The 24,465-nt window shown below is 67.6% G+C and carries 19 protein-coding genes and 1 pseudogene; 10 read left to right on the forward strand and 10 right to left on the reverse strand.

The genetic code is table 11. The features are described 5' to 3' along the window. Window positions 1-95 precede the first annotated feature (95 nt). Window positions 96-614 (reverse strand): annotated as a pseudogene (locus HB677_RS01285) (DUF1003 domain-containing protein); the annotation flags it as partial. Next, entirely contained in the window at window positions 601-1,920 is a 1,320-nt protein-coding gene (locus HB677_RS01290) for a magnesium transporter MgtE N-terminal domain-containing protein (protein ID WP_213813840.1), read from the reverse strand. The gene HB677_RS01290 and the pseudogene HB677_RS01285, both read right to left, overlap by 14 nt. 45 nt (window positions 1,921-1,965) lie before the next feature. On the opposite strand from HB677_RS01290, the gene HB677_RS01295 reads away from it, so the two are divergent. Then, on the forward strand, window positions 1,966-2,454 hold the full coding sequence (locus HB677_RS01295; protein WP_213814136.1) for a general stress protein: 489 nt from the start codon (window positions 1,966-1,968) through the stop codon (window positions 2,452-2,454). Between the two features lie 30 nt (window positions 2,455-2,484). Here HB677_RS01295 and HB677_RS01300 read toward each other — a convergent pair whose 3' ends face one another. Further along, window positions 2,485-3,975 carry an aminopeptidase P family protein gene (locus HB677_RS01300; protein ID WP_213813841.1) on the reverse strand — a complete coding sequence of 497 codons (1,491 nt, stop codon included), beginning with the start codon at window positions 3,973-3,975 and terminating at the stop codon, window positions 2,485-2,487. A gap of 62 nt (window positions 3,976-4,037) precedes the next feature. After that, window positions 4,038-5,051, reverse strand: a complete 1,014-nt coding sequence (locus tag HB677_RS01305) for an endonuclease/exonuclease/phosphatase family protein (protein WP_213813842.1) — start codon at window positions 5,049-5,051, stop codon at window positions 4,038-4,040. Window positions 5,052-5,084: 33 nt separating this feature from the next. On the opposite strand from HB677_RS01305, the gene HB677_RS01310 reads away from it, so the two are divergent. Then, entirely contained in the window at window positions 5,085-5,942 is an 858-nt protein-coding gene (locus HB677_RS01310; RefSeq protein ID WP_213813843.1) for a PHP domain-containing protein, read from the forward strand. A gap of 50 nt (window positions 5,943-5,992) precedes the next feature. Here the strand turns inward: HB677_RS01310 and HB677_RS01315 are convergent, their stop codons facing one another. Beyond that, on the reverse strand, window positions 5,993-7,501 hold the full coding sequence (locus HB677_RS01315) for a DEAD/DEAH box helicase (RefSeq protein ID WP_213813844.1): 1,509 nt from the start codon (window positions 7,499-7,501) through the stop codon (window positions 5,993-5,995). Window positions 7,502-7,694: 193 nt separating this feature from the next. Between HB677_RS01315 and HB677_RS01320 the strand changes: the two genes are divergently transcribed. Next, window positions 7,695-8,408 carry a ferritin-like fold-containing protein gene (locus HB677_RS01320; protein ID WP_213813845.1) on the forward strand — a complete coding sequence of 238 codons (714 nt, stop codon included), beginning with the start codon at window positions 7,695-7,697 and terminating at the stop codon, window positions 8,406-8,408. 76 nt (window positions 8,409-8,484) lie between these two features. On the opposite strand, the gene HB677_RS01325 is transcribed toward HB677_RS01320, so the two are convergent. Together HB677_RS01325 and HB677_RS01330 are read right to left on the reverse strand one after the other, a co-directional pair. Next, window positions 8,485-8,778 (reverse strand): hypothetical protein, encoded by a 294-nt coding sequence (locus tag HB677_RS01325; RefSeq protein ID WP_213813846.1) that lies wholly within the window; start codon window positions 8,776-8,778, stop codon window positions 8,485-8,487. A 2-nt stretch (window positions 8,779-8,780) separates the two neighbouring features. Then, window positions 8,781-9,005, reverse strand: coding sequence for a DUF3107 domain-containing protein (locus HB677_RS01330; protein WP_213813847.1), 225 nt, complete (start codon window positions 9,003-9,005; stop codon window positions 8,781-8,783). A gap of 167 nt (window positions 9,006-9,172) precedes the next feature. Between HB677_RS01330 and HB677_RS01335 the strand changes: the two genes are divergently transcribed. Further along, window positions 9,173-12,259, forward strand: coding sequence for an ATP-dependent DNA helicase (locus HB677_RS01335; RefSeq protein WP_213813848.1), 3,087 nt, complete (start codon window positions 9,173-9,175; stop codon window positions 12,257-12,259). Continuing rightward, on the forward strand, window positions 12,252-15,470 hold the full coding sequence (locus HB677_RS01340; protein WP_307852431.1) for an ATP-dependent DNA helicase: 3,219 nt from the start codon (window positions 12,252-12,254) through the stop codon (window positions 15,468-15,470). Before HB677_RS01335 ends, HB677_RS01340 begins: the two co-directional genes overlap by 8 nt. Window positions 15,471-15,510: 40 nt before the next feature. Here the strand turns inward: HB677_RS01340 and HB677_RS01345 are convergent, their stop codons facing one another. Next, window positions 15,511-16,503, reverse strand: coding sequence for a phosphotransferase (locus HB677_RS01345; RefSeq protein WP_213813849.1), 993 nt, complete (start codon window positions 16,501-16,503; stop codon window positions 15,511-15,513). 66 nt (window positions 16,504-16,569) lie between these two features. On the opposite strand from HB677_RS01345, the gene nudC reads away from it, so the two are divergent. Next, window positions 16,570-17,499, forward strand: coding sequence for an NAD(+) diphosphatase (gene nudC, locus HB677_RS01350; protein ID WP_213813850.1), 930 nt, complete (start codon window positions 16,570-16,572; stop codon window positions 17,497-17,499). Then, window positions 17,496-19,175 carry an ATP-dependent helicase gene (locus HB677_RS01355; RefSeq protein WP_307852432.1) on the forward strand — a complete coding sequence of 560 codons (1,680 nt, stop codon included), beginning with the start codon at window positions 17,496-17,498 and terminating at the stop codon, window positions 19,173-19,175. Before nudC ends, HB677_RS01355 begins: the two co-directional genes overlap by 4 nt. Before the next feature lie 11 nt (window positions 19,176-19,186). Here HB677_RS01355 and HB677_RS01360 read toward each other — a convergent pair whose 3' ends face one another. Continuing rightward, window positions 19,187-20,005 (reverse strand): TOMM precursor leader peptide-binding protein, encoded by an 819-nt coding sequence (locus tag HB677_RS01360; protein WP_213813852.1) that lies wholly within the window; start codon window positions 20,003-20,005, stop codon window positions 19,187-19,189. Here HB677_RS01360 and HB677_RS01365 point away from each other — a divergent pair. Next, window positions 19,992-20,675, forward strand: coding sequence for a GIY-YIG nuclease family protein (locus HB677_RS01365; protein ID WP_255546020.1), 684 nt, complete (start codon window positions 19,992-19,994; stop codon window positions 20,673-20,675). The two genes, HB677_RS01360 and HB677_RS01365, sit on opposite strands and share 14 nt — an antisense overlap. Before the next feature lie 9 nt (window positions 20,676-20,684). Then, window positions 20,685-21,758, forward strand: a complete 1,074-nt coding sequence (locus tag HB677_RS01370) for a zinc-ribbon domain-containing protein (RefSeq protein ID WP_307852433.1) — start codon at window positions 20,685-20,687, stop codon at window positions 21,756-21,758. A gap of 72 nt (window positions 21,759-21,830) precedes the next feature. On the opposite strand, the gene HB677_RS01375 is transcribed toward HB677_RS01370, so the two are convergent. Next, on the reverse strand, window positions 21,831-23,165 hold the full coding sequence (locus tag HB677_RS01375; RefSeq protein WP_213813853.1) for a zinc-dependent metalloprotease: 1,335 nt from the start codon (window positions 23,163-23,165) through the stop codon (window positions 21,831-21,833). A 117-nt stretch (window positions 23,166-23,282) separates the two neighbouring features. Between HB677_RS01375 and HB677_RS01380 the strand changes: the two genes are divergently transcribed. Next, on the forward strand, window positions 23,283-24,398 hold the full coding sequence (locus tag HB677_RS01380; RefSeq protein ID WP_213813854.1) for a S16 family serine protease: 1,116 nt from the start codon (window positions 23,283-23,285) through the stop codon (window positions 24,396-24,398). Window positions 24,399-24,465 lie beyond the last annotated feature (67 nt).

The raw sequence follows: 24,465 nt of genomic DNA on the forward strand, positions 1-24,465 counted from the left end.
ACCGGCTGTGCCGCCGCACTGGTCGCACCCAGGGTATTGCCACCGTTGCGGGCGCGCTCGGCGACCACGGCGCGGGCGGGTTTGTCGCGCTTGGGAGCCTTCGAGCCCTTGTCGGACTGCTCGCTCTTGTCGCGGTCGAGCTCTTCGAGCAGCGAGCGCAACTCGGCGCGGATGAAGTCCTTGCTGGCGAGATCCTTGACCGCGAGGCGCAGCGAGACAACCTCGCGGGCGAGGTACTCGGTGTCGTTGAGGTTGCGCTCGGCGCGCTGGCGGTCCTGCTCGATCTGCACCCGGTCGCGGTCATCCTGTCGATTCTGCGCAAGCAGGATCAGGGGAGCGGCGTAGGACGCCTGCAGCGAGAGGATGAGGGTGAGGACCGTGAATCCGTTGGAGGCCGAGTCGAAGTGCCACCACGGCACGGGTGCCATCGCGGTGTACGCGATCCATACCCCGGCAAAGAGGGAGAGGCCGAGGAGGAACCGGGGGGTGCCCATGGCGCGGGCAACCCACTCGGTGAAGCGGCCGAACCGGTCGCCGTCCCCGCGCCGAACGAGCTTGGCGCGCATGCCCTTGGGAGAATCCAGACGAACTTCTTGGCGGTTACCGCGTGCCATTGCCTGTCCTCCTTATCTTCACGGGAATCGTAGCGGTCGATGTATCGGTGAATTGTTGAGAGCTGCTGCTCTCGTTATCGGTACTTCGCCAGTCGTCAGGCAGGAGGAAGTCGAGGACGTCGTCAATGGTCACCACCCCGACCAGTCGGCGGTTCTCGTCCACGACGGGAACCGAAACGAGGTTGTAGCTGGCCAGGATGCGCGCGACCTCTGCGGCACTGGTGTGCCCCATCACGGGTTCGTGCGTCTGGTCGATCAGGGTGCCGAGACGTTCGTTCGGCGGGTAGCGCAGCATCCGCTGGAAGTGCACCATGCCTAGGAAGCGCCCGGTGGGCGGCTCGTACGGCGGAAGCGTCACGCAGATCGCGGCGCCGAGGGCGGGCGCGAGTTCGTGGCGGCGGATGAGGGCGAGGCCCTCGGCGACAGTGGTGTCGGCGGAGACGATGATCGGTTCCGTCGTCATGAGCCCACCGGCGGTGTCGGGCGCGTAGGAGAGCAGGAACCGAACGTCGTCGGCCTCCTCGGGCTCCATCAGTTCGAGGAGCGCCTCGCCCCGCTCGACGCTGAACTGCGCGATGAGGTCGGCCGCGTCATCGGGCTGCATCTGGTCGAGCACGTCGGCCGCGCGCGAGTCATCCAGCTGGTTAAGAATGTCGACCTGGTCGTTCTCCGGCATTTCCTCGAGCACGTCTGCCAGGCGGTCATCGGGAAGCTCTTCGGCAACTTCGAGCATGCGCTGCCCGGGAAGGTCGAGCATGGCGTTGGCGAGGTCGGCGGGGAGCAGGTCGGAGTAGCTGGCGATCAGCTGGGTCGCCGACTGCGATTCGCCGACGACGGTCTTCTCGATGACATCGGACCAGCGGACGAACACGGACTGGCCCTTGCCGAAGGGCGAGGGAGTGGTCTTGGGGCGGCGGCAGAAGAGCTGGCTGACTTCCCACTCGCCGGGCTCGGTCTCTTCGATCGCGACGTCTTCGATGGTGGCTTCGCCGGACCTGTCGCGCAGGGACACCTTGCGGCCGAGCATCTCGGCGACAACGCGCACCTCACCACCGCGCTGCTCGAAGCGGCGCAGGTTGATGACACCGGTCGTGATGATCTGGCCGGAACCGACGCTGGTGACGCGGCCGATCCCGAGGAACACGCGCCGCTTGCCCGGAACCTCGACCACGAGCCCGACGACGCGGGGCGAATCGTTGTTGCGGTAGACGACGACAACGTCGCGGGCTTTGCCCACTTTGTCGCCCGCGGGGTCGAAAACGGAGCACCCGACAAGACGGGCGACGAATACTCTCGCAGCGCTCACAAGTACCAGCGTAGTCGCGCGTGGGACAATCAAATTGTGACCAACATGAGCCCGCTCTCGCGCCGCCCTCCGGAACGCCCGTCAATTCCGCGCGGAGACGCCCTGGGAACCTACGAGACCTACCTCGAAGCCCAGCAGATCGTTGACAAATTGGCCAAAGCCGACTTCGACGTCAAACAGCTGTCGATTCTCGGCAACGATCTGAAAACTGTTGAGCGGGTTACCGGCAAGCTGACCTACGGTCGCACCGCCGGGGCTGGAGCGGCCAGTGGAGCGTGGTTCGGACTGTTCATCGGGTTGCTGCTGCTGATCGTGTCCCCGACGCCGCAGTTCGGCTTTGTGGCCGCCGCGATCCTCATCGGTGCCGGGTTCGGAATGCTCTTCGGGATCGTGACGTACGCCATCAACCGCCGCCGGCGTGACTTCACGTCAACGCACCAGGTGCTTGCCTCGAACTACCAGATCATCATCGCGCCCGAGCAGCTGGGTCGCGCGCAGGAACTGCTCTCCCGCCCGGAGCCGGAGGAGAAGTAGCCGCGGTCTCCCGCGGCTACCCCTCGGGTACTACCTGGCGGCGAGCCACGCCTCGACGTCGTCCGCCGTGCGCGGGATGGTGATGGACAGGTTCTCGGCGCCCGACTCGGTCACGACGATGTCGTCCTCGATCCGCACGCCGATCCCGCGGTATTCCTCGGGAACCGTCAGGTCATCGGGCTGGAAGTACAGGCCGGGCTCGATCGTGAACACCATGCCGGGCTCGAGCACGCGGTCGAGGTACATCTCGCGGCGGGCTTGGGCACAGTCGTGTACGTCGAGGCCCAGGTGGTGGGATGTCCCGTGCACCATGTAGCGGCGGTGGTACTGCGCGTCCGGCTGCAGCGACTCCTCGGCCGATACCGGAAGGAATCCCCATTCGGCGGTCTTCTCGGCGATGATGCGCATGGCCTCGGCGTGGATCTCGCGGAACCGGATTCCGGGGCGCACGATCGCGAACGCGGCATCCGCTGCCTCAAGCACAGCCTCATACACGCGACGCTGCACGTCCGTGAAGGTGCCGCTGATCGGCAGGGTGCGCGTGATGTCGGCGGTGTACAGGCTGTCGAGCTCGATGCCGGCGTCCATGAGGATCAGGTCACCCGGCACGACGGGGCCGTCGTTGCGGGTCCAGTGCAGGATGCAGGCGTGAGGACCACTCGCGGCGATCGTGTCATACCCGACGGCATTGCCCTCGGCGCGGGCGCGACGGTTGAACGTGCCCTCGACGAGGCGCTCTCCGCGGCTGTGCGCGATGATCTGCGGAAGGTCGGTGATGACGTCGTCGAAGCCCTGCTTCGTGGCGGCGACCGCACGGCGCATCTGTTCGATTTCGTATCCGTCCTTGACCAGACGAAGCTCGGATACGTCGCGGGCGAGGATCTCGTCATCGTCGCGCTCGGCTCCCGTCGTGGCATCCAGCGATCCGGTCTCGGCGGCGAGCAGGCGGCGTCCGTCGATGGTGTCGGTGATTTCACGGTCGGCGTCGCGCACCACGAGGGTGGTGGCGTCGATGGCGTCGAGCACGGCGGCGAATCCGGCGAGATTGCTCGTCTCGAGGCCCAGGTCGACGGCGACGTGGGCCAGCGACGGGCGCGGGCCCGTCCAGAACTCGCCGATCTCCGGGTTCGCGTAGAACTCGTCGGAGTCGCGTCCGGCCGCTTCGCGGAAGTAGAGGGTGCTGACGTGACCGTCGGCTGCGGGCTCCATGACGAGAACGCTGTTCGCCACGGCGTCGCTGCCCCACCCGGTGAGGTGGGCGAAGGCCGTGTGCGCACGGTAGGCGTAGTCGGTGTCGTTGGAGCGCACCTTTGCCGCGCCGGCCGGAATGATCAGGCGCTTGCCCGGGTACATGGCCGAGAGGGTCGCGCGGCGCGCGGAGGCGAAGATCGTCTGCTCGCGGGGTACTTGCGTGTCGGCCGGCCGATCCGCCCACCCGGACGAGATGAAGTCCCTGAACGTGTCCGACCCGGGGGTCGTTGAGCGGTTGGAGGTTGCGCGTGGCGCCTTGGATTCAGCCATGCACCAATTGTCGTCCTTTCGCTCCCGTCGTGCGAACGCCCCGTGTGGGTGACGGCCAGCAATTACCCGGTGAGGGAGAGCTGCGCGACGATCGGGCGGTGGTCGCTTCCCGAGTCGTCGAGGTTCTGCACGACTCGCATGCCGGTGAATGTCCAGTTCTTCGTCGCCATCACATGGTCGATGGGCGTGCCGAGAAGCGGAGGCAGCTTCGTCGGCCAGGTGCCGATCGCCGCGGACTTCATCGCAACCGCACCGTCCGCGCACTGCCCGAAGTTCTTTCCTGCACCCGACGTCAGCCTGCCGTAGTGGTCGACCGTCGAGTTGAAGTCGCCCGCCATGATCGTGTTGGCCCCGTCACACTGGCTCGCGAGCCAGGTGAGGTCCGACCGCCAGTGGCTCAGCTCGGCCAGCTGCGGCGCGACGGGATGCACGGCGATGATGGTCGGCCCAGCTCCACTGTCGGGGGTCGCGATGACGGTCGGGAGCACCGAGGTGTTGCCGCGGTCCTCCTGCACCGTGTAGGTGCCGAGTGCCGCGCTGATCAGCAGCGTCGTCGATCGTGACTTAGAGATCTCGTCGAACGAGTTGGTGTATGCCCACATCGGGCGGCCTCCCTTACCCATGAGGGTCGCGACCTCGACGCCCATCGCCCGGGAGGTCTCCGGGAGGGTGATGATGTCGGCCTTCTCGGCCAGGGCGAGCGTGGCGATTGCCCCAGCTCCGGGCGCGTCACCCAGCGTGTTCCACGACACCACCGTGAGGTCGGTCGGAGTCTTGGCCGCGAAGGTCTCGCCACCGAATCCCCGGGTCGACAGCACCGCGAGGCTGATGACGCAAAAGACAACGATGAGAATGGCGACGGATGACACGAACCGGCGCGATCTGCGGAACACCGCTGCCACCACCGCCAGCAGCACGAGCAGGGCGATCGCGATGGCGACGCAGACCGCCCGAAGCGAGACGACCTGCACGATCAGGGGCAACCATTCGGCGTGGAACAGCTGTGGCCAGGCGATCACAAGGAGGATCACCGCCACAACGACGAGAATTACGGCTGTGAGTACACGTCGGATCATGGCTCAGCGAGCCTAGACCAATACGATTGCAGGATGTCTGACACCGGTCCCATCGACCTGCATACTCACAGCAGTGTGTCGGACGGCACCGAAACTCCCGCAGAGCTGGTGGACGCCGCCGTCGCCGCCGGATTGTCTGCCGTTGCCCTGACCGACCACGATTCGACGGCCGGCTGGGACGAGGCGTTTGCCGAGGCATCCGGTACCGGTCTTACGGTCATTCCGGGGATGGAACTCAGCACGAACTACGGCCCCGCGAGTGTGCACATGCTCGCCTACCTGTTCGACCCGCTCGATCCGACGATCATTGCTGAGACGGCCCGCATCCGCGATGGCCGCCTGCACCGGGCGGAGCGGATCGTCGAACGCATCCAGGCCGATTACGACCTGACCTGGGAAGAGGTGCTCGCCCAGTCCGTGGACGGCGGCACCATCGGCCGCCCGCACATCGCCGACGCGCTGGTGGTGCGTGGGTACGTGACCGATCGCAGTGCCGCGTTCGAGAGCATCCTGCACTGGCGCAGCGGCTACTACGAGAAGTACTACGCGCCGGCTCCCATCGATGGCGTGCGGATGATCGTCGCGGCCGGGGGAGTACCGGTGCTCGCGCATCCCGCGACATTCGGGCGCTACCGCGTCATCGACGAAGACACGATCGCCGAGCTCGTGGACGCGGGGCTGTTCGGCCTCGAGATCCACCACCGCGACAACACCGAAGATGGCAAGGTGCGTCTCTACGAGCTGGCCGAGAAGTTCGGGCTGCGTGTCACCGGATCGAGTGACTACCACGGCGAGGGCAAGCCCAACCGCCTGGCGGAGAACTCCACCTCGCCCGCGGTCCTGGCCGATCTCATCGCCGCCGGAACCGGTTCCGCACCCTTCTACGGCTAGCGAACGCACAAACGGGCCCCGGCGAACCGGGACCCGTTAGTTAGTGCGTGTTACGCGGCGGGCGGAGGCGTGGGCGCTCCGCCGGACGGGCGACGACGACGGCTGCGACGACGGGCGGGAGCCGCTCCATCGTGTGTGCCGGCGCCCTCGAGCTTCTGCTCGTGAGCCTCGGTGCCTGTGGCCTGAACGGTGCCGGCCTCGACGGACGCACCGGCCTCGCCACTGGCGCCACGGGTGCGCGTGCGGTTGCGGTCACCCTCGCGACGTTCGCGCGGCGGACGGCTGGCGGCGTCACCCTCGCGACGTTCGCGGGGAGGACGTGAGCCATCGCGCGGCGGACGGCCCGCGTTTTCGACGGTCTTGGGGAGAATGGATGTCGGCTTCAGGCGTCCCTTGGAACCGGCGGGAATGTCGAGGTCGGTGAAGAGGTGCGGTGACGACGAGTACGTCTCCATGGGCTCCGGGATGCCCATCTCGAGCGCCTTGTTGATGAGCGACCACTTGTGCATGTCGTCCCAGTCCACGAACGTGACCGCGATGCCGGTCTTGCCCGCGCGGCCGGTACGTCCGGCGCGGTGCAGGTAGGTGTCGTGGTCGTCCGGGATCGTGTGGTTGATCACGTGGGTGACGTCGTTGACGTCGATACCGCGGGCCGCGACATCCGTTGCAATGAGGATGTCCTTCTTACCCGCCTTGAACGCTGCCATGGCGCGCTCGCGCTGCTCCTGGTTGAGGTCACCGTGCACGGCGGCGGCGTTGAAGCCGCGGTCGTTGAGTTCCTCGACGAGCTTGGCGGCGGCGCGCTTGGTGCGGGTGAAGACGACGGTCTTGCCGCGGCCCTCGGCCTGGAGGATGCGCGAGATGACCTCGTCCTTGTCCAGGCTGTGCGCGCGGTAGACCACGTGCTTGATGTTCGCCTGCGTGAGGCCCTCGTTGGGGTCCGTCGCGCGGATGTGGATCGGCTTGTTCATGAAACGACGCGCGAGCGCGACGATCGGGCCGGGCATCGTGGCGGAGAAGAGCATGGTGTGGCGGGTCGGCGGGGTCTGCGCGAAGAGCTTCTCGATGTCCGCGAGGAATCCGAGGTCGAGCATCTTGTCGGCCTCATCGAGAACCATGACCTTGACGTTCTTCAGGCTCAGCATGCGCTGGCTGGCGAGGTCGAGGAGACGGCCGGGGGTTCCGACGACGACCTGTGCGCCATCCTTCAGGTCAGCGACCTGTCCCTCGTATGCCTTGCCGCCGTAGATGGCGACGACCTTTGTCGCACGGTTGAATGCGGCGAGCGTGAGGTCTTCGGCAACCTGCACGCACAGTTCGCGGGTCGGGACGACCACGAGGGCCTGCACACCGGGCTCGGGGTTGAGTCCCAGCTCCTGCAGCAGGGGGAGGCCGAAGCCGAGGGTCTTGCCGGTACCGGTCTTGGCCTGGCCGATGATGTCCTGGCCGTTCAGACCCATGGGGATGGTCTGCTCCTGAATGGGGAAGGGCTCAAGAATGCCCTTGGTCGCGAGTGCGTCGACCATGTCCTGGTCGATATTGAGTTCTGAGAAGTTCACGAGTATTGAAGCCCTGTTCGCGTAAGAGGAATGGATCCTCGAGGTACGCCCGCTTTGTCCTGGGGCGTAGGGCCCCCGCCAGATTGGGGGGCATTGACCCACAGTTTAGCCGGTGGGCCTGAGTTCTCGCCTGTGACAGGCCGATCGGCAGGCCGTAGCGCGCGGGCCCGCGCATCCCGCCTACACTTGCTGCGTGGTCAACTGGTTCTGGCGCAAGGGCGCGCGCATTGAAGCTCCCCGTCTGCGTCAACGCAACTCGGGAACGGCCACCAAGGTCGATCTGGCGGAATTAACCCCCGACACGACCTCGTTTCTGGGACGCGCCGCCTACCTCCAGCTGACGCTGTTCGAAAACCTCAGCCGCGCCGTCGCCACGGCCCCGACCACCGAGGCGAAGGCAACAATCAGCCAGGCGGCATCGCTGTCCCTCGCCAAACACCATGGTCTCACCGCCGAGATAGTGCGACTCGGGATGACTCCCGCCGAGGTCATGGAGCCGAACCGGGTTGCCATCGACCGCTTCCAGCGCATGACCCAGGGTTCCGACTGGTACGAGACTGTCGCCAGCTGCTACGTCACCGCCGGCTTCCTGGATGACTTCTTCCTGCGCCTGTCCGCGGGGCTTCCCGCCGAGACGGCGAAGCACGTGGCCGCGGTCTACGAGTCCCCGTCCGGTGAAAAGCTGCTCGGCGCCGAGCTGCTCTCGGCCATCGCGGCCAACCCGCGCCTGTCCTCTCGCCTTGCCATGTGGGGCCGGCGGCTGGTGGGAGACACCATGCTTGTCGCGCGCAGTGCGCTCGTGTCATCCGACAATCGCGACTCGGACGAAGCGCGCATCGAGCCGGTCTTCACCGAACTGATCGCCTCGCACACCCGCCGCATGGACGCCCTCGGCCTCACGGCGTAAGTGCCGCGTTAACGCGATCGATCCCGGCACACCCGCGAGCGGGTGGTACCGGGACCGAGTCGAACGCGAATGCTGCTTACGCGGCGCGGGCGATCTTCTGCATCAGTGCTTCGTCCGCGACGGCGCGGTGCTTCGGCAACTGGATGGCGACGATCAGCGAGACGGCCGCGGCCACGACGAAGCTGACGAGCCAGATCCATCCGCCGTCGAACGTCCAGCCGGCCCAGAGGAGCGCGACCCAGACCACCGAGGTGACCGCCGCGGCGATCGCCGGCAGCAGCACAACGCCGTAGGAGCGGTGCCCCTTGACGATGTAGCGCACGGCGAGGCCGATGATGGCACCGATGATGGTCGAGAACAGCAGTTCCATGATTAGGCGATGAAGCCGACGCGGCGCGAGATCTCCGAGCCGATCTCGATGTAGGAGAAGGACGCGACGGGAACGATGTAGATCTTTCCCTTGTTGTCGCTGAGCTTGATGAACTTGCTGTCAGAAGCCAGCGTGTCCGCAATCACCTTCTCGATGTCCGCAGCGGTCTGCGAGGTCTCGAAGTTGATTTCACGGGGGCTGTTTGCAATGCCGATTCGAATGTCCACGGCTAAAGATTACGACAGTTCGTCAGGGCCACTCGGCGTCGTTCGCCTGCGGCGGAACTGCGGGCTCGGGCAACACCGGCCGCGCGTGCCCGGAGATGTCGGCGGCCTCGGTTACTTTGGCGTACGTGAGCATCCGTGGGTTTGAGAGACGAGGGTCGGATGACCCGGTGTCGACGCCCCTCTCGCTCGACGTTACCCAGGCCGCGGTACTCGCCCTTCCGGCCGACGCGTCCGCGGCAATCCTGGGTGCCCCGGGCACCGGCAAGACCACGACACTGATCGAACTCGTCGCCGACCGCGTGCTGCGCCTCGGGTGGCAGCCCGACGAGGTGATCGCGCTCACCCCGAGCCGCGCGTCGGCGACCCGGCTTCGGGACGCGCTTGCCCTGCGGCTCGGCATCGCCACGAACGGGCCGCTCGCCCGCACCGTCAACTCCCTTGCCTACGAGATCGTCGGCACGGCCGCGCGGGCCGCCGGTGCCCAACCCCCGCGACTGGTCACTGGAGGTGAGCAGGATAGCGACATCGCCCAGCTTCTCGAGGGCCACGCCGAGGAGGGCGGCGGTCCGGAATGGCCCGACATGCTCGGCCCCGACGTGCGTCGCCTGCGCGGTTTCCGTACCGAGTTGCGGGAGCTCATGATGCGCGCGACGGAATATGACGTCTCGCCGCAGCGTCTGCGGGTGCTCGCCCTCACGCACGGCCGGCCGGAGTGGGCGGCTGCCGGCGACTTCATCGAGGAATACCTCGAGATCCTCGGCAGCTTCCGTGAGAGCCAGCTCGACTCGACCGAGCTTGCGCGGTTCGCGGCATCCGCTATCGCGTCCACCCAGCCGGGGGAGCGCGTCGAGCGGTTGCGGCTCGTCGTCATCGACGACCTGCAGGAGGCCACCGAGTCGACCTTGTCCATCCTGCGGGCACTCGCGCGTCGCGGCGTCGCGATCGTCGCGTTTGGGGATCCGGATGTCGCGGCAAACGCATTCCGCGGTGGCGAGCCCGACGCGCTCGGTCGTCTCGCAACGCAGCTGGGTGTCGACGGGTTGCAGACCCTCACCCTCGGCACCTCGCACCGGCAGGGACCGGCACTGCGCGCCCTGACCTCCGCCGTCACCGAGCGCATCGGCACGGCGGCCGCGGGAGCGCAGCGGGCCGCCGTCGCGGGTGCCGCCGATGCCGAAACCCCCATCGTCAAGATCCTTGCCGCGTCGCCCGGCCGCCAGTGGTCCGCCGTCGCCCGGCAGCTGCGCGAACTGCACCTCGTGCGGGGTGTCGCCTGGAACACCATGGCGGTCGTCGTGCGCAGCGGCGCGCAGATTGCCGCGATCCGTCGGGCGCTCGCGCTCGCCGAGGTGCCCGCGCGCACCACTGTCGGAGGCACGGCGCTTCGGGACGACCGGGCGGCGCGAGCCCTGCTCACCCTCGTCGACGTCGGTATCGGACGCACTCCGCTCACGCCGCACTTGGCCGCGGAGTTGTTGGTTGGTCCCTTCGGGGGTCTCGACCGTCTCGCGCTGCGCCGCCTCCGTCTCGCCCTGCGCGCGGAGGAGCTGGCGGGCGGCAACAACCGCTCGAGCGACGAGCTGCTCGTCGAGGCGCTCGGTTCGCCCGGCCGGTTCGCCACCATCGACCACCGGGTCGGTCGCAACGCCGATCGCCTGGCCGCGACCTTCGCCGCGCTGCGGGAGGCTCACGCGAACTCGGGCACGATCGAGGAGCTGTTCTGGCTCGCCTGGGAGCGCAGCGGACTGGCTCCCCTCTGGTTCGACCAGGCGCTGAGCGCTGGCATATCGGCGGCCGAAGCCAATGCCAACCTCGACGGCATCCTCGCGCTGTTCACGGCGGCCAAGCGCTACGTCGAGCGCGACCCCGGAGGAGCACCGGAGGTGTTCCTCGAGAACGTCCTCGACGCGGAGGTGCCGGAAGACACCCTCGCGCCGCAGCCCAACGACGACGCGCTGCTCGTCACAACTCCGTCCGGCATCGTCGGCCTCGAGTTCGACGTCGTGGTGGTGGCCAGCGTGCAGGATGGCGCGTGGCCGAACCTCCGCCTGCGCGGGTCGCTGCTCGGGCCGCAGGATCTCGTGCGCGCCGTGACCGGCGTTGCCACGGCCACGCTCGACGAGCGGCGGCTCGTGCTGGGCGATGAGCTGCGGATGTTCGCACTCGCGGTCTCCCGATCGCGCGGCCGGGTCATCCTCTCCGCTGTCGCCAACGAAGACGAAGCGCCGAGCCCGTTCCTGTCGCTCGCGCCGGTCGACACCCCCATCATCGACACGTCCTCTCTTCCGCCGCTGTCGCTGCGCGGACTCACCGGGCGCCTGCGCCGCGAGCTGGTGCAGCAGGGCCGCTCGTCGTCCGACCGCTCCGCTGCCGCCTCCGCGCTGGCGCAGCTGGCCGGCGCCAGCGTTCCCGGAGCCGACCCCGCCGAGTGGCACGGCATGCTCGACCCGTCGACCACCGAGCCGCTCTACCTCGACGACGAGACCATTCCCGTGTCGCCCTCGCGACTCAAGCGGTTCGAGGAGTCCCCGCTCGACTGGTTCGTCGAGACCATCGCCGGGTCCACGTCGTCCAACGCCATGGGGCTTGGCACGATCCTGCATTGGGCGATGGAGACCGCGACCGATCCCAGCATTGACGCCATCTGGACGGCCGTCGAGTCGCGCTGGAATGAGCTGCTCTTCGAGTCTCCGTGGCTCGCCGAGAGCCAGAAACGTTCGGCGCGGGCGCTCGCCGCGGGCATCGCCGAATACCTGAACGACTTCCGGCGCGAGGGCAAGACCCTCGCCGCCGCCGAGCGCCGCTTCGTGCTCGAGATCGGGCGCGCCACGGTCAACGGGTCGATCGACCGTATCGAACGGTCGGCGGATGGCTCGGTGTCGATCGTTGACCTGAAGACCGGTAGCCCGATCACGCGTGCAGACGACCTCGCGGAGCATCCGCAACTCGGCGCCTACCAGCTCGCCTACGCGCAGGGGGTGCTCGACGAATTCCTCGACGAGTTCGGCCCCCACACCCCGGGCGGGGCGAAGCTGTTGTTCGTCAAGAAGGGCGTCAAGGGCAAGTTGTACCGCGAGGGACACCAGGCTGCGCTCGACGAGGAGCAACTCGAGGGATTCCGCACGCGCATCCGCCAGGCAGCCATCGGCATGGCCGCCGCGGCTTTCGAGGGTGCCGTCGAACTGAGTACGTGGGGAGCGCAGGGGCCGACCGACCTCGCGATCCACCGGGTGAGGGCGGTGTCCAGTGACTGATCTCACAGACGTGTCGATGGCGGATGCCCCGGGCATCCGTCTTGCCGTGGGTGCGAACGACATCGCCGACGCGCTCGGTATGTTCCGCCCGACCGAACAGCAGCGTGCTGTCATCGAGGCGCCCCTGACGCCCGCCCTCGTGGTCGCGGGAGCCGGCAGCGGCAAGACCGAGACCATGGCCAACCGCGTGCTGTGGCTTCTGGCCAATGGGCACGTGCGCGCCGGCGAGATCCTCGGGCTCACCTTCACGCGCAAGGCGGCGGGGGAACTCGCGCAACGCATCCGCGATCGCATCGATCAGCTCGCCGACGCGGGGCTCGTGCCGGGGGACTACGACGCGTTCGACGCGCCCATCGTCGCCACCTACAACTCGTTCTCCAACACTATCTACCGCGACCACGCCATCCTGCTCGGGCGCGAGAGCGACGGTGACGTGCTGGGGGAGGCGTCCGCGTGGCAGCTCGCCCGCTCGATCGTCGTCTCCAGCCACGATGAACGGCTCGCCACGCTCGACAAGAGTGTCGACACGATCACCAAGGCCGTGCTGAACCTCAGCCACGCGGTCACCGAGAATCTCGCCGACGCCGAGGAAGTGCGGGCCATGGCCGCGCGCTTCGGTGTGCTCGCTGACCTGCCGCCGGGCGGTCGCGGTGAATACGCCGCGGTCGCCGATCTGGCCCGCACGGTGAGCAGCCTCGACCCCCTTCTCGACCTCGCCCTGCAGTTCTCCGCGGCAAAGGCGAGCCGTGGTTTCGTCGAGTACTCCGACCAGGTGGCGCTCGCGCTGGAGATCGTGCGCAAGGTTCCCCGCGTCGGCGAAGAACTTCGTGCCCGCCATCGGGTCGTGCTGCTCGACGAGTACCAGGACACGAGCGTCGTGCAGACCTGGCTGCTGTCGGAGCTGTTCGCCGGCCAGCCCGTCATGGCCGTCGGCGACCCCAACCAGTCGATCTACGGCTGGCGTGGTGCCAGCGCCGCCAACCTCGAGGGCTTCGCCACCCAGTTCGGCAACGGGCGCGTCGAGAACTTCAACCTCACCACGAGCTGGCGCAACGGCCACCGCATCCTCTCGGTCGCCAATGCCCTCGTCGAACCGCTCATCCCCGAAACCCGGGTGCGCGTGGAACGGCTCGACGCCGGCCCCATCGCCAGTGACCTGCCGGTGGACGTGCTCGTCGCCGAGACCGTCGAGGACGAAGCGGATGCCACGGCGCGCTGGCTCAAGCAACACCTCGCCCCGCTCGACCCGAAGACCGGCCTGCCGCCCACAGCGGCGTTGCTGTTCCGCGCGCGCAAGAGCCAGCCGTGGTTCATTGCGGCCCTGCGCAAGCACCAGATTCCCTTCCACGTGCTGGGTGTCGGAGGGCTGATGGCCGAACCCGAGATCGCCGACCTCGTGAGCGCGCTGCGGGTGCTCAACGACCCGACCGCCGGCAGCGAGCTCATCCGCCTGCTCGCCGGATCACGCTGGCGCATCGGCGTGCGCGACCTGCACGCCCTGCACCGTGTCGCCTCATGGCTGCGGGACCGCGACTATGCCCAGAAGCCGTACGAGGACGACGTGAAGGACCAGCTCCGGTCATCCGTCGCCGATGGAGAGGGCGGGTCGATCGTCGACGCTCTCGACTTCGTCGCCACCGCCCGCGACGGGCACAGCCAGCTGGAGAAATTCAGCGAGCTGGGACTGACCCGCCTGCGGGATGCGGGCAAGACCTTCGCCCGCCTGCGCCAGCGCTCCGGCCTCGACCTTCTCGACTTCATCACCGTCGTGGAGCAGGAACTCATGCTCGACATCGAGGTCGTCGCCAACGACTTTCGCGCCCTCGGGGGCGCCAACCGGGAGGCGTTCTTCGATGCCCTCGGCAGCTTCATCGCCGTTGACGACAGCTCGACGCTCGGGGGTTTCCTCGGGTGGTTGAAGGAGGCGGAGTGGCGCGACGGCCTGGCTCCGCGACCCGAAAAGGCCGAGGCAGGCACCGTGCAGCTGCTGACGATCCACGGGTCGAAGGGGCTCGAGTGGGATCTCGTCGCGGTGCCACGACTGGTCGAGGACGAGCTACCCGGCAAGCCCCTCGAGGGATCCGGTGGATGGCTGTCGTTTGGCTCCCTGCCGTGGCCGTTCCGGGGAGACGCCGCAGAGCTGCCCGAATTCCTGTGGGAGCTCGCCGAGTCCCGCAAGGACGTGCTCGAGTCCAAAGCCGAATTCGGCGAACTCGTCTCGCACCGCCACGAGTTGGAGGAGCGACGTCTCGCCTACGTGGCCGTTACGCGGGCCCGGCACTCGCTGCTGCTGACGGCGTCGTTCTGGGCGACCCAGACCAAGCCGCGCCGTCCCAGCTCCTTCCTGCGGGAACTTGAGGCCGCGGGGGTCATCGACGCGCTGCCGGAGGCGAGCGAGTTCGACGACAACCCGCTGGGCGACCAGGGCGAGATGATGTCGTGGCCGCTCGATCCGCTCGGCTCGCGCCGGTCGCGTGTCGAGGAAGCGGCGGAGGCCGTGCGCGCCGCCGACCCGCAGGCGACGGGGCGCTGGGGCGCCGAACTCGAGCTGCTGCTGGCCGAGCGCGCCGCACGGCTGAATGGCGCCGAAGTCGTGGCCGTGCCGACCCGCGTTCCCGCATCCAGGTTCAAGGACTTCGTCACCGACCCCGCCGCGGTCGCCGCATCGCTGCGCCGTCCGATGCCGGAACGGCCGTACCGGGCGACCCGGCTCGGCACCCTGTTTCACGGCTGGGTGGAGCAGCGCTACGGCGAATCCGGTGGAGGTTTCGAGGAACTGGACGCGCTGTCGACCGAGGTCGATGGCGACACGATCGCCGTCGACGACACCGAATTCGCCCGACTCAAGGCCATCTTCGAGCGTTCCCCGTGGGCGATGCGTGCCCCGGTGGAGGTGGAGCGGGAGATCCACCTCATCCTCGACGGGCAGATCTTCGTGTGCAAGATCGACGCCGTGTACTTCGACGGCGAGCGCTACCAGGTCGTCGACTGGAAGACAGGAAAGGCCCCGAAGACCGCGAAGGACCTCGAGGACAAGCAACTACAGCTTGCGCTCTACCGGCTCGCTTATGCGCGCTGGAAGGACATCGATCCCGAACTGATCGACGCCGTCTTCTACTACGTCTCCGACGACCGCGTGATCACGCCGGAGCGCATTTTCGACGAGCAGGAATTGCTCGCACTGTGGCGGGCGTCGCTCGGCGAAGCCTAGGCGGGAAGGCCAGACAGGCAGCGCCAGTGGGCGTTGCTGGCTAGATCGCGCGTTCGCTGCGGTCGAGCATCTGCTCGACCTCGTCGACGGCCATCGTCGGCATGGTCTGCGGGCCGATCGGGTTCATGACATCGTTCTGAACCGAGTCGAGCAGACGGTGAAGCATGTCGACCGCGTCATCCACGATCTCCGTGCTCTTGGTGTCGGTGCCGTGCAGCAGCCACTTGGCGATCTCCAGCTCCGCATAGAGCATGGCGCGCTGGCGAACCTGACGGTCGGCGCCGCCGCGCTCGTGGTTGTAGGCGTCGAACGCTGCCTCGGCCACACCCTCGCCACGGGCGCCCAGCAGCCAGAACATGTCGCGGGCGGGATCGCCGACGCGCAGTTCCTGCCAGCCGAGAACACCCTTGACCTCGTTGTCGCCCGTGAGGAACGACTCGGCGCTGAGGGACCCGTTGATGACCGTGGGGGAGTACTGCCACAGGCTTGACTCCTCGGTCGCCGCCTCCCAGCGGGCGAGAAGCGCGGCCGGCACGAGGGCGGTGGCCGCGGCGCGATCGATGATCGTGATGCAGGCGCGCAGGCTCTCGATGGGAGTCAGGTGCGGCAGCCCCGCGTCGGTGACGAAGCTCGTCGGCAGCGTGTGAATGGCGGCGATGGCACGGCCAATGGATGACCCGAGCTCGGCTCCGACCGATCCGAGAGCAACCTTCGTGCCGTACACAAACTCGTAGACGACGACACGGGTGCCCTGCACGGGAGCCTGGCCGGCGTAGGTGGAGACGGCGAAGGGAAGCCGGGTACGAACGCCGGCGCTGAGCGCGCGGATGGCGACGAGGTCGGCAGCCTGCTCCGCTTCGGCGCGGGCGTTGAGCGGCATCCGGATAATCCAGTGGTGTCCCGCGCGGTCGGTGAGGAGGGCGGAGTCAAAATCGTTGTGGGCGCGGGTCCCGAAGATGGTGGCCGCGACGATGTCGATTCCGGGCACGGCCGCCGTCGAGAGCGCGGCTAGAGTGAGATGGGATCGAGCCATGACTTCAGGGTAAGTCGATCGGCCCCCACAACGCACGTACGCCACGCCTTTCTGATGGGTCACTGAATGTCACAATCCTTTTTGGCCCGTTTGCCGCTGTCCCGCTACGAGGTCGATCGTGACTATCTCGCCCGCGACAACGACAACCTCTTCGACGATCTCTGGCTCGATCCGACCACCCGCGTCCTGCCGATTTACCAGGGCACCGCGCTGCTCTCGTCGCCCACGAGCCTTGCCCTGCTGCCGGTAGGGGCGGTGCCCGACTCCGAACTGCTCGTCTACCTCGGCCGGTCCACCTCCACCACCAGCCCCGAGCCCGTCGGCACCCCGATCGTTGCCGCCGTGCTGTCCGACGCCGGCCACCTCGCCGAGTCCGACTGGGCGAGCCTGCGCACCCTCGGCACCCGCCTCAGCGACCGCGACGCCGGCATTCTCACCGAGGCCCTCGGCATCATCAACTGGCATGCATCCCACGGGTTCTCCCCGCGCACCGGAGCCCCGACCATCGTCGCCAAGGGCGGATGGGTGCGCCGCGATCCGGTCTCGCAGACCGAGGTCTTCCCGCGCACGGACGCCGCCATCATCGTCGGCATCACCGATGCGGACGACCGCATGCTTCTCGGGTCAAACGCGCTGTGGGAGAGCAACCGGTATTCGCTGCTGGCCGGGTTTGTCGAGCCGGGCGAATCGCTCGAGGCAGCCGTCATCCGCGAAGTCTTCGAAGAATCCGGCGTGCACGTCGTCGATCCCGTGTATCTCGGCAGCCAGCCCTGGCCGTTTCCCGCGTCCCTCATGCTCGGCTTCACCGCACGGGTCGACACCGCAACGGATGGGGCGACGACTCCCGATGGAAACGAGATCCTCGACCTGCGCTGGTTCAGTCGCGATGAGCTGACGGCCGCGCTCGGCGAAATCCTGCTGCCCGGACCGGTCTCGATCGCCCGCGCGATCATCGAAGAGTGGTACGGCGGCCCCATCAACGACGGGCAGCAGTGAATTCTCCGGACGAACTGCTCGCCGGCCTCGATGACCAGCAGCGGGTAGCCGCGGAGTCACTTCTCGGACCCGTCTGCCTGCTCGCGGGTGCGGGAACCGGCAAGACCCGGGCGATCACGCACCGCATCGCCTACGGAGTCGCCACCGGCGTGTATTCGCCGGGCAAGGTCATGGCCCTCACGTTCACCGCCCGGGCCGCGGGGGAGCTGCGCACCCGGCTGCGGGGCCTGGGTGCCGGTGGTGTCTCCGCGCGTACCTTCCATGCGTCAGCGCTGTCGCAGCTGAACTTCTTCTGGCCGCAGGTCATCGGTGGCACGGTCCCGCGGTTGCTCGAGAGCAAGGGACGCATTCTCGCCCACGCGGCGGAGACGCTGCACCTGAAACTCGACACCCCCACCCTGCGTGACATGGCAGCAGAGATCGAGTGGCGCAAGGTGTCACGGCTCAGCCTCGAGCAGTATGACCGCGCCGCGCGCACCCGCACCCTGCCGCCGAGTCTCACGGTCGAGAAGGCCGTGGACCTGCAGCGCGCCTACGAGAACGTCAAGGACGAGCGCCGGCAGCTCGACTTCGAAGACGTGCTGCTTGCCACGGCCGGCATGATCGAGTCGGAGCCGCGCGTCGCGCAGCAGGTGCGGGAGCAGTACCGCTTCTTCGTCGTCGACGAGTACCAGGACGTGTCGCCGCTCCAGCACGAACTGCTCAGCCTGTGGCTCGGGGAGCGCACCGACGTATGCGTGGTCGGCGACGCCAGCCAGACCATCTACTCGTTCGCGGGGGCAACGCCCGACTACCTCCTGGGCTTCGGCGGGACGTATGACGACGCGGTCGTTGTCCGTCTCGAACAGAACTACCGGTCGACGCCGGCGATCATCGACGCGGCCAACCGTCTCATGCGGGGGCGCCCGGGCGCACTGAGCCTGCACGCGCGGCCCGATGCTCCGGTGGGACCCGCGCCCCTGACATCCGTTCACAACAATGATTCGCAGGAAGCGCGCGCCATCGCGCAGTCGATCGCCGCCGAGATTGCCGAGGGAACCAAGCCCGAGGACATCGCGGTTCTGTACCGCATCAACGTGCAATCCGCCGCCCTCGAAGCCGCCCTCGGTGATGCCCACGTGCCGTACGTGCTGCGCGGCTCGACCCGGTTCTTTGACCTGCGCGAGGTCAAGGAAGCGATCATGATGCTGAAGGGTGCGTCGATCTCCATCACCGGGGAGCCGTTGTTCAAGACGGTCAGCGACGTGTTGCGGTCGCTCGGCTGGACGCAGGAGGCGCCAGAGGCCCGTGGGGCCGTGCGCGACAAGTGGGAATCGCTCAACGCACTGATGGGTCTCGCCGAGGAATCCGGCCCCGAGACGACCCTCAAGCAGTTCGTCGCCGACCTGCTCGAACGGCAGAACGGGCAGCACGAACCGACGATGTCCGCGGTCACCCTCGCCACCCTGCACAGCGCGAAGGGTCTCGAATGGGACAGCGTGCACATTGCCGGGGTATCCGAGGGACTGTTGCCGATCACCTACGCCAAGGGCCTCGAGGCCATCGATGAGGAGCGTCGGCTCTTCTACGTCGGCATCACCCGGGCGCGCAAGCGACTCGAGCTGACCTGGGCAGCCGAGGGCAACCATCGTGGACAGCAACGCCAGATCAGCCGGTTCGTCTCCGAACTGAAATAGACGGCCGGGCGTCACGCCGATTGGGCGCGCTCGTCCATGAGCATCGAGATGCACCCGCACGCGGGATGCGGCTTCCAGGTTCGCCGTTCGATCGCGCCCGTGTCGGGAGACAGGCGAATGGATGACCCGTCGCCGGGCACCCCGAGCGAGAGCCGGCGCACCGCCATCCGGGCCACGGCTGCCGCGACCTCCGCGGACGACAGCGGAGTCTCCGCCGCACTCCGCCGGCCCCACAACTGGGCGGCAATCGCCGGCCACGCGGGATCTGCCTCGCTGCGGTACCGCTCGAGGCAGTACAGGCAGGGGCCGAACCCCGGCTCCACGAGCGGACCGATGGTGGTGGCGGAGTCGCCGAAGATCACCGGCAGGTGCGGCTGGTCGCGCCGCAGCCAGAATCCGTAATAGTCGGGATCGAGCACGAAGTGACCGACGGCAATGGCGAGGTCGAACTCGCCGTCTTCCGCGGCGCGAGTGGCCCGCACGCGCAGGCCCACGTCCGCCAGTGCCTCCGCGATTCGCTCCGCCGTGGGTCCCGTACCCACCACCGATACCGGGCGTCGGCCGGCTCGCGGGCCGTCCGGTTCCATGGCCGGCGCCACGGCGGCGAGAAGCCGGTCGACGTCGCGTTCGTCGGAGCCGGATTCCCGCGCGATCAGGTCGAGACCCGGTCTGCTCACGCCCGATTCCAGCGCGGCCAGCATGCGTTCCTGCACCGTGGTCACGTCGTCGAAGACGACGCGGGGCGGATCGACGCCCAGCTGCACGCTGGTCGGAGTGCGCCACACCACGGGGACGCGGGAGTCGAGCTTCAGCACCATGGCGTACAGCATGCTCCGGATGCGCGGGGGCCGTCGCCGGCTGCCCACAGGCGGCTGGATCAGTGTCGGCGGCACGACGTACGGTGCCGGTATGGGAGAGGTCGGCGGCGGTGCGGGGATGGATGCCGCGGGGTTCTGCAGCGTCCGCGAGCGCGGTGTTCCGTGCGCCAGTGCTGTCGATCCCGGATCGACGCTGAGCGTGTGCACGCACCATCTGCTCGCCGCCTACGACGAAGTCGCGCGGGATGTCGGCGTGACCGACCTGCTTCCGTCGCCCTGTGTCGCCTGCGGGTCGCGGCTCGGCGTGCGGTATCCGAGTGGGTGGCTGTGTGCGGTGTGCGAGTGGCGCCAGAGCGATGTTCCCGATGCCGAGCTTGCTGTCGCGCGCGTCGACGTCGTCTATTACCTGCGGTTCCGGGACACCATCAAGATCGGGACATCCGGCAATCCGCAGATGCGCCTCACTCAAATACGTCACGACGAACTTCTGGCGTTCGAACGGGGCGACAGGCACCGCGAGCACTCGCGGCACGAGCAGTTCGCGGCGGAACGCCTGGAGCGGTCCGAGTGGTTTGCCGCGAGCGATCGCCTGCTCGACCACATCGCGCAGCTGAGGGCGGGAGCCGACGATCCCTGGGACCAGTACCGCTTGTGGAAGAGCCAGTGCCTTGCGCTGCGGTGAGGAGTAGCCGTGCCCGAGAACGTTGACGCGTGGTGGAGCCGTCGCCAGATGTCGAAGGGCACGCCCGTGCCGTATCCGGTCGGTACCTACCGGGAGGATTGGCAGCGATACCCGGTACTTATCCACCAGTACCACCCGGAGTTCAACAGTGGCATCACCCTCACCCAAATCCCGCCCGCTGCGGAGGTGCTGCTGCTCTGGCAGTGCGACGTGGGCCACCTGTTTGCGGCGACACCGGAAGAGCAACGCAACCGGCCGGGTCGTGAACGGCGCCGGTCGTCCTGGTGTCCGGAGTGCGCGGCGGGCGCGATTAACAAGCGGATGCCCCAGGTGCGACCCGACCCCGTCGAGGTGGGTGTCTACGAGTGCGGGCATCCCCGCGATCCCCGCCGCATCGACGACGCGAGCGAATCCCGCTGTTATTTCTGTCGCCGACTCGATTCGTCTCCCACCACGCGCGACGAGCTGCTGTCGATTGTCACTCCCGGTGCCCGCGCCGAGCTGAGCGCCGAGAACGGTACTGCCCGCACGTATCGCTGGCAATGTCCGCGTGGGCACGGCACCTACGCGGCATCCGTCGAGAAGATGCTGGGCGGACGACGCTGCACCGTGTGCGCCCACGCCGCCGCCGCGGCCGACCGCTATCGCGTCGGAGATGCGTTCGTGAGCCCATGGGCACCGGCGACGGCGTCCGCCGCGGAGGCGGACCTACGCCAGCGGTTGGCGGAACAGTTCGACTTCGACCTGACGTGCAACGCGGTCAAGGTCGCACGCCCGTTCTTTGCGCACGTCGAGGTCTGGCCGGACATCGTCATTCCCGACCTTCGCATCGCCATCGAGTACGACACCATCGGCCGCCACGGCCTCGAGCACGTCGGCAAGCGGGAAGACGTCGATCGTCGTAAAGACCGGCTGCTTCGCGCCTGCGACTGGGAAGTCGTTCGCCTCCGCATGGGCAAGCTGGAGCCCCTCGGCCCCTGGGACATCGTGGCCGGATCGGTCACCGGCGCGCTCATGTCACGGCTGGCGAACCAATTCGGGGAGATTCGCGGCCACCTGATGGTCCAGGCATTCGCGCGCTGACCGCGGCGATTGCTCCCTCACGCACGAAAGCACCGCGGCCGGGAGCGGCTGCGGTGCTTTCGACGGGTGGTTCTAGCCTTCTTCGTGCGGCCGATCCGTACCCTCATCGTTCAGCAGGTCCTCGATGGCCTGGTCAATGTCGTCCTGCACTGCAACACCGGACACCCGGGCGATCAGCGACGACGGGTCGTCGATGTCTTCGCTCGTGGGGATCAGGTCGGGCTGTGCCCACAGAGCATCACGCTTTTCGGCGCCGACTGCGGCCGTCAGCTGACGCCACATCTCGGCCGCTTCCCGCAGGCGACGGGGCCGAAGCTCGAGGCCGACGAGCGTGGCGAAGGCCGACTCGGCCGGTCCGCCGGAGGCGCGGCGACGCTTGACGGTCTCGGCCATCGCGTCGGTGCTCGGCAGGCGATGAGTGGCCTCGGCGGTGACGACGTCGACCCAGCCCTCGATGAGGGCGAGCATGGTCTCGAGCCGGGCGAGGGCAACGAGCTGATCGTCGCTCTTCGGCGGAATCAGCGCGCCGCTCGTCATTGCCAGACGAAGCTCTTCCGGGTTCGACGGATCGAAGTTCTCGGCCAGTTCTTCCAAACGCGAGGTGTCGATGTGGATGCCACGGGCGAACTCCGTGATCGACGACAGCAGTTGCAGTCGCAGCCACTTGGCGTGGCGGAACAGTCGCGCGTGGGCAAGTTCCCGCACCGCGAGATACAGCTGCACCTGATCGATCGGGATGTCGAGTCCGGCGCCGAACGCGACGACGTTCTGGGGGATGAGGGCCGCCTGCTGGTCTTCCAGCAGCGGGATTCCCACATCGCCACCGGAGACAACCTCGGTGGACAGCTGTCCGACGACCTGGCCGAGCTGCATGGCAAAGAGGGTTCCCCCGACGTTGCGCATGAGTTGGCTTGCGCCCTCGATCATGCCGCTCATCTCCTCCGGCGCCTGGTCCTGCAGCACCTCGGCGAGTGAGTTGGAGATGGAGGTGGCGACGGGCTCGGCGAGCTGGCTCCACACGGCCATCGTGCCGGTGACCCACTCGGAGCGGCTCATCAGTCGGGGCTCGGAGGTGAGCTGCGAAACGTAGGTCACTTCGTCGAGCCACAGGGAGGCGACGTGGAACGCCTGCTCCAGCTGCGAGCGCTCGGCGGGCAGCGAAACGACCGAGCTACGGGCGGCCAGCGCCTTCGCCTGCTCGAGTGCGAGTCCCCAGTTCACGCCGTCACCGCTCGACTGCATGGCGTTCTGCAACTGTGAAATCAGCTGCGCCACCATGTCGGGGTCATTGGGCAATCCCGCAGCGCTTGCGAGCTTTGCCGGATCGATATTGGTGTTGCCCGCGAGGAACTCGCGCAACATGTCTCGGAACTCTTCTTCCGGATCTTCCCGCGAATCATCAGCCATGCAAACTACGCTAGCCGCTGCACGGCCGATCGGCCTGTGTAATGACCATAGGCTGGGCCTGCGGCTGTGCGCCCGTGGCGAACACCCCTTCCCCGCCCGCTCTTTCAAAGGACTCCGGTGTCTCTCTTCACCGACACAGAACGCGATCTTCCGCCCCGCTCACCCCGCCGTACCCGTGTCGGATGGATCCTGTTGCTGGTCGCCATCATCGGCGTTGGCGTGGTGGCGTTTGTGCCCGCGCCCTATGTGATTGAGCAGCCCGGCCCCGTGTTCAACACCCTCAGCAAGGTCACCGTCGACAACAAGGAGGTGCAGATGATCGACATCCCCGTCGAGAAGACGTACCCCACCGATGGCTCCCTCGACATGCTCACGGTGTCGGTCAACGGCAACCGCGCGCAGCGCCCCTCCTGGCTCGAGATCGCCACGGCGTGGCTCGACCCGAGCAAGGCCGTCGTTCCCCTGGAGAACATCTACCCGGCGGGTGTCACCGACGCCGACTCGAAGGCCCAGAGCGCCGCCGACATGGTCGATTCGCAGAAGGAGGCCGTCGCTGCCGCCCTCCACGAACTCGGGATCAAGTTCACGACGACGCTGACCGTCGCCGCGATCGCGCAGGGCTCGCCCGCCGAGAGCCAGCTGAAGGCCGGCGACGTCATTGAGAGCATCAACGGCACCACGTTTACTTTTCTGGGGGATGTCTCGGCAGCCGTCATCGCGAACGGCGCGGACAAGCCCGCCACTGTCGTTGTCCTCCGTGACGGCGTGAAGAAGACGCTCTCGATCACTCCGAAGCTGAACACCACGGTGGATCCGGCCGTGCCGCAGCTCGGCATCGGTGTTGCCGCGGACTACACGTTCCCGTTCGACGTCAAGATTCAGCTGCAGGATGTGGGCGGCCCCAGCGCCGGGATGATGTTTGCCCTGGGAATCATCGACAAGCTCACCCCCGGTGAGCTCAACGGCGGCGAGCAGGTGGCCGGAACGGGCACCATCGACGCGAGCGGCACCGTCGGGGCCATCGGCGGCATCCGTCAGAAGCTGTACGGGGCAAAGCAGGCTGGCGCGAAATGGTTCCTTGCTCCCGCCTCCAACTGCAACGAGGTCGTCGACCACGTGCCCAGCGGGCTGACCGTGTACGCGGTCAAGACGCTGCAGGATTCCCTCACCGCGCTCAAGGCGATCGATTCCGGCACCGGACTCGACGCTCTCGCCACGTGTAACGGTTCCTGAGCGCCCCGCACTTTCGCAGGGATGACCCTTAAGATGGGCGCACAGCCTCTCTAACAGCCTGGAGCAC

This window comes from Glaciihabitans sp. dw_435 (assembly GCF_018449675.1).
GTDB lineage: Bacteria > Actinomycetota > Actinomycetes > Actinomycetales > Microbacteriaceae > Glaciihabitans.